The organism is Campylobacter sp. US25a (assembly GCF_004379075.1).
Classification (GTDB): domain Bacteria; phylum Campylobacterota; class Campylobacteria; order Campylobacterales; family Campylobacteraceae; genus Campylobacter_D; species Campylobacter_D jejuni.
This window is the reverse complement of sequence record NZ_RYYM01000125.1, coordinates 1-290: the sequence shown is the minus strand read 5'-3', so window position 1 is coordinate 290 and position 290 is coordinate 1. Positions and strand designations below refer to the sequence as shown.

Genomic DNA, 290 nt, shown 5'->3' with positions numbered 1-290 from the left:
AATAAAGTAAGAGTGGCTAAAAACTCTCATGAGTTTGTAGGAGAAAACAAAGACATAGAAATAGGTGCTAATCAAAACACTATTATCCATAAGGATGAGACAAGAAATGTGAAGGGAAATAAAAAGGAGGTGGTTGAGGGGCATTATGATATTAATATCAGCGATAAAATGCAAGTATTAAGCGAGAAAGAGATGGATTATAAAAGCAAAGACAATATTCTTTTTACAAGTAATGAATCCATAGGATTTGAAAGTGATAAAAATACAAGCATGGTAGCTGATAATATCAC

The 290-nt window shown here is 31.7% G+C and carries 1 pseudogene; it reads left to right on the top strand.

The features are described 5' to 3' along the window. A pseudogene (locus tag ELQ12_RS10015) lies at positions 1-290 on the top strand (VgrG protein); the annotation flags it as partial.